This is a genomic window from Gilvimarinus sp. 1_MG-2023 (assembly GCF_030548285.1).
Map to the genome: position 1 here is coordinate 1 of NZ_JAUOSC010000956.1, position 275 is coordinate 275.

At 53.1% G+C, this 275-nt stretch carries 1 protein-coding gene; it reads right to left on the bottom strand.

Features of this window, described 5'->3' with window-relative positions; translation table 11 throughout:
- The coding region (locus Q4563_RS19700) for a DEAD/DEAH box helicase (protein ID WP_303605722.1) at positions 1–275 on the bottom strand (275 nt) is incomplete at both ends.

The following is a 275-nucleotide window of genomic DNA, read 5'->3' on the forward strand; positions in this document are numbered from 1 at the left end:
TGACCAATCATGGTACGGATACGGTCAGAAAACGTCGCCGAAAACAACAACGTCTGACGCTTGCGCGGCAAGGCACACAACAAGTCGTCCAATTCATCAGCAAAGCCCAGATCAAGCATCCGGTCGGCTTCATCCAATACCAGCGCGGATAGCTGATCAAACACTACGGCATTCTGGCGGTACAAATCCAGCAACCGCCCCGGCGTAGCAATCAGGATATCCATCCCTTTGCGTAACGCCATCATTTGCGGGTTGATACTGACGCCGCCATACAC